Below are 5,206 nucleotides of genomic sequence, written 5' to 3' on the forward strand. Positions count from 1 at the left end.
GTTAGTCCGGCGGTGTCCTACTCTCCCACAACCCTTCGGTTGCAGTACCATCGGCGCTGTCAGGCTTAGCTTCCGGGTTCGGAATGGGACCGGGCGTTTCCCTGACGCTATAACCACCGAAACACTGTGAAACACACTCCCTGCTCTCTCTGAAGAAAGAGAGGGGTTGTGTGGTGTTTCAGAGCTGTAGAGTGGATGCGTAACATCTTTGTGGGCAAGTCCTCGGCCTATTAGTACCAGTCAACTCGACAACACATTACTGTGCTTCCATTTCTGGCCTATCAACCCAATGGTCTGTTGGGGGCCTTAACCCACAAGGGGTGGGATACCTCATCTTGGAACAGGCTTCCCGCTTAGATGCCTTCAGCGGTTATCCCTTCCGAACGTGGCCAACCAGCCATGCCACTGGCGTGACAACTGGCATACCAGAGGTTCGTCCGTCCCGGTCCTCTCGTACTAGGGACAGCCTTCCTCAAGTATCCTACGCGCGCGGCGGATAGGGACCGAACTGTCTCACGACGTTCTAAACCCAGCTCGCGTGCCGCTTTAATGGGCGAACAGCCCAACCCTTGGGACCTACTCCGGCCCCAGGATGCGACGAGCCGACATCGAGGTGCCAAACCATGCCGTCGATATGGACTCTTGGGCAAGATCAGCCTGTTATCCCCGGGGTACCTTTTATCCGTTGAGCGACACCCCTTCCACCAGGTGGTGCCGGATCACTAGTCCCGACTTTCGTCCCTGCTCGACATGTCTGTCTCACAGTCAAGCTCCCTTGTGCACTTGCACTCAACACCTGATTGCCAACCAGGCTGAGGGAACCTTTGGGCGCCTCCGTTACTCTTTAGGAGGCAACCGCCCCAGTTAAACTACCCATCAGGCACTGTCCCTGAACCAGATCATGGTCCGAGGTTGAGATTCCCAATCCGACCAGAGTGGTATTTCAACAACGACTCCACCGACACTAGCGTGCCCGCTTCACAGTCTCCCACCTATCCTACACAAGCCGAACCGAAAACCAATACCAAACTATAGTAAAGGTCCCGGGGTCTTTCCGTCCTGCCGCGCGTAACGAGCATCTTTACTCGTAGTGCAATTTCGCCGGGCCTGTGGTTGAGACAGCCGGAAAGTCGTTACGCCATTCGTGCAGGTCGGAACTTACCCGACAAGGAATTTCGCTACCTTAGGATGGTTATAGTTACCACCGCCGTTTACTGGCGCTTAAATTCTCAGCTTCACCCCCGAAGGGGTTAACCGGTCCTCTTAACGTTCCAGCACCGGGCAGGCGTCAGTCCATATACATCGTCTTGCGACTTCGCATGGACCTGTGTTTTTAGTAAACAGTCGCTTTCCGCTGGTCTCTGCGGCCACCCACCCCTAGTCCGCAAGGGACTTCAGAGTGTTTGGCCCCCCTTCTCCCGAAGTTACGGGGGCATTTTGCCGAGTTCCTTAACCACAGTTCACCCGATCGCCTTAGTATTCTCTACCTGACCACCTGTGTTGGTTTGGGGTACGGGCCGTGCACGCACTCGCTAGAGGCTTTTCTCGGCAGCATAGGATCACTCTACTTCACCTCAATCGGCTACGCATCACGTCTCAGCCTTAATGAATAGCGGATTTACCTACTACTCGGCCTACACGCTTACACCAGTACTACCACTCACTGGCGGAGCTACCTTCCTGCGTCACCCCATCACTCGACTACTACGGAATCAGATCCCACGCTCCACAACCACCATCCACCCCGAAGGGCTTCAAATGGCGCTTTGGGTGGTTAGTATCAACCGCCTCATCCTGGGCGCACGTGCTCGGGTACGGGAATATCAACCCGTTATCCATCGACTACGCCTGTCGGCCTCGCCTTAGGTCCCGACTTACCCTGGGCGGATTAGCCTGGCCCAGGAACCCTTGGTCATCCGGCGGCAGAGTTTCTCACTCTGCATTCGCTACTCATGCCTGCATTCTCACTCCCACACCCTCCACGACTGGCTTCCGCCGCCGCTTCCCTGGATGCAGGACGCTCCCCTACCCATCCACACGACTAGATAACCACCCGAAGATGGAAACCGATCTATATGTGTGAATGACACAGCTTCGGCGGTGTGCTTAAGCCCCGCTACATTGTCGGCGCAGGACCACTTGACCAGTGAGCTATTACGCACTCTTTCAAGGGTGGCTGCTTCTAAGCCAACCTCCTGGTTGTCTGGGCAATCCCACATCCTTTCCCACTGAGCACACACTTAGGGGCCTTAGCTGGTGTTCTGGGCTGTTTCCCTCTCGACGACGAAGCTTATCCCCCGCCGTCTCACTGCCACACTCTCACACCACGGTATTCGGAGTTTGGTTGATTTCGGTAACCCGGTAAGGCCCCTAGACCATCCAGTAGCTCTACCCCCGTGGTGAAACATGTGACGCTGCACCTAAATGCATTTCGGGGAGAACCAGCTATCACGGAGTTTGATTGGCCTTTCACCCCTACCCACAGCTCATCCCCTCAGTTTTCAACCTAAGTGGGTTCGGCCCTCCACGTCGTCTTACCGACGCTTCAGCCTGGCCATGGGTAGATCACTCCGCTTCGGGTCTAGACCACGCGACTCAATCGCCCTATTCAGACTCGCTTTCGCTACGGCTACCCCACACGGGTTAACCTCGCCACGCAGCACTAACTCGCAGGCTCATTCTTCAAAAGGCACGCCATCACCGTAATATCACAAGGATATGCTCGGGCTCTGACGGCTTGTAGGCACACGGTTTCAGGTACTCTTTCACTCCCCTCCCGGGGTACTTTTCATCTTTCCCTCACGGTACTAGTCCGCTATCGGTCTTCAGGAAGTATTTAGGCTTACCGGGTGGTCCCGGCAGATTCACAGCAAATTCCACGAGCTCGCTGCTACTCGGGAACACCAGACAAACAATCCACAACGTGTTTTCGCGTACGGGACTCTCACCCACTCCGGTCGCCCATCCCAAGGCGTTCCACTAACACGCGCAATCATTCCGAGGACTGTCAGATCCTCGACGCTGGGTCCCACAACACCGCTTGTACAACGCCTGACAGCTTGACATACAAACGGTTTAGCCTCTTCCGCTTTCGCTCGCCACTACTCACGGAATCACGGTTGTTTTCTCTTCCTACGGGTACTGAGATGTTTCACTTCCCCGCGTTCCCTCCACGCACCCTATATATTCAGATGCGGGTAACACCACATAACTGGTGCTGGGTTTCCCCATTCGGAAATCCTCGGATCACAGCTCGGTTGACAGCTCCCCGAGGCATATCGCAGCCTCCCACGTCCTTCATCGGCTCCTGAAGCCAAGACATCCACCATGTGCCCTTAATAACTTGACCACAAAGATGCTCGCATCCACTCTACAGTTCTCAAACACCACACCAGAAACAAACTTCCCAGGGGGTTAGCCCCTTGGCGTGTTGCCTCAGGACCCAACAGCGTGCTGAGTGAACGATCATCGACCAGACCCGGCAGAACACTTTCCACGCTCCCCGGAGGAAGCAGTACTCGCACTTGCCGGCAACCTGACCTCAGGTCATAACCAGTAGTTCCACAATTCCTTGAGCAAGCCCGGCAACACCACATTCGGATGTTGAGCCGTGCCCACTCCACCACTGTGGTTCCGGGTATCCCGGCAGGGTGGATGTGTTGCTCCTTAGAAAGGAGGTGATCCAGCCGCACCTTCCGGTACGGCTACCTTGTTACGACTTCGTCCCAATCGCCAGTCCCACCTTCGACCACTCCCCCCCTTGCGGGTTGGGCCATGGGCTTCGGGTGTTACCGACTTTCATGACGTGACGGGCGGTGTGTACAAGGCCCGGGAACGTATTCACCGCAGCGTTGCTGATCTGCGATTACTAGCGACTCCGACTTCACGCAGTCGAGTTGCAGACTGCGATCCGAACTGAGACCGGCTTTAAGGGATTCGCTCCACCTCGCGGTATCGCAGCCCTCTGTACCAGCCATTGTAGCATGTGTGAAGCCCTGGACATAAGGGGCATGATGACTTGACGTCATCCCCACCTTCCTCCGAGTTGACCCCGGCAGTCTCCCACGAGTCCCCGCCATAACGCGCTGGCAACGTAGGATAAGGGTTGCGCTCGTTGCGGGACTTAACCCAACATCTCACGACACGAGCTGACGACAGCCATGCACCACCTGTACACCAACCACAAGGGAAGCCCTATCTCTAGGGATGTCTGGCGCATGTCAAGCCCAGGTAAGGTTCTTCGCGTTGCATCGAATTAATCCACATGCTCCGCCGCTTGTGCGGGCCCCCGTCAATTCCTTTGAGTTTTAGCCTTGCGGCCGTACTCCCCAGGCGGGGCGCTTAATGCGTTAGCTACGGCACGGACAACGTGGATGTCGCCCACACCTAGCGCCCAACGTTTACAGCGTGGACTACCAGGGTATCTAATCCTGTTCGCTCCCCACGCTTTCGCTCCTCAGCGTCAGTATCGGCCCAGAGACCCGCCTTCGCCACCGGTGTTCCTCCTGATATCTGCGCATTTCACCGCTACACCAGGAATTCCAGTCTCCCCTACCGAACTCAAGTCTGCCCGTATCGCCCGCACGCTCCACGTTAAGCGTGGAGTTTTCACGAACGACGCGACAAACCGCCTACGAGCTCTTTACGCCCAATAATTCCGGACAACGCTCGCACCCTACGTATTACCGCGGCTGCTGGCACGTAGTTAGCCGGTGCTTCTTATCCAGGTACCGTCACTTGCGCTTCGTCCCTGGCGAAAGAGGTTTACAACCCGAAGGCCGTCATCCCTCACGCGGCGTCGCTGCATCAGGCTTTCGCCCATTGTGCAATATTCCCCACTGCTGCCTCCCGTAGGAGTCTGGGCCGTGTCTCAGTCCCAGTGTGGCCGGTCACCCTCTCAGGCCGGCTACCCGTCGTCGCCTTGGTAGGCCATTACCCCACCAACAAGCTGATAGGCCGCGGGCTCATCCTGTACCGCCGGAGCTTTCCACCCCTCACCATGCGATGAGAAGTCATATCCGGTATTAGACCCAGTTTCCCAGGCTTATCCCAAAGTACAGGGCAGATTGCCCACGTGTTACTCACCCGTTCGCCACTAATCCACCCGAAGGCTTCATCGTTCGACTTGCATGTGTTAAGCACGCCGCCAGCGTTCGTCCTGAGCCAGGATCAAACTCTCCAACAATGTCAAATTTGATCGAGGCAA

At 56.3% G+C, this 5,206-nt stretch carries 3 rRNA genes; all 3 read right to left on the reverse strand.

Annotation, left to right across the window (positions count from 1 at the left end):
• Window positions 1-4: 4 nt before the first annotated feature.
• The 3 genes from rrf to H5J31_RS39335 all read right to left on the reverse strand — a co-directional run bounded on the left by rrf (window position 5) and on the right by H5J31_RS39335 (window position 5,185).
• Window positions 5-121, reverse strand: a 5S ribosomal RNA gene (gene rrf / locus H5J31_RS39325).
• 89 nt (window positions 122-210) lie between these two features.
• A 23S ribosomal RNA gene (locus tag H5J31_RS39330) occupies window positions 211-3,349 on the reverse strand.
• Window positions 3,350-3,670: 321 nt separating this feature from the next.
• Window positions 3,671-5,185: ribosomal RNA gene (locus H5J31_RS39335) — 16S ribosomal RNA — on the reverse strand.
• Together the 16S, 23S and 5S rRNA genes form the textbook arrangement of a ribosomal RNA operon.
• Window positions 5,186-5,206: the final 21 nt, after the last annotated feature.

Origin of the sequence: Amycolatopsis pittospori (assembly GCF_013870525.1) — a bacterium.
In the GTDB taxonomy this organism is placed as follows: domain Bacteria; phylum Actinomycetota; class Actinomycetes; order Mycobacteriales; family Pseudonocardiaceae; genus Amycolatopsis; species Amycolatopsis pittospori.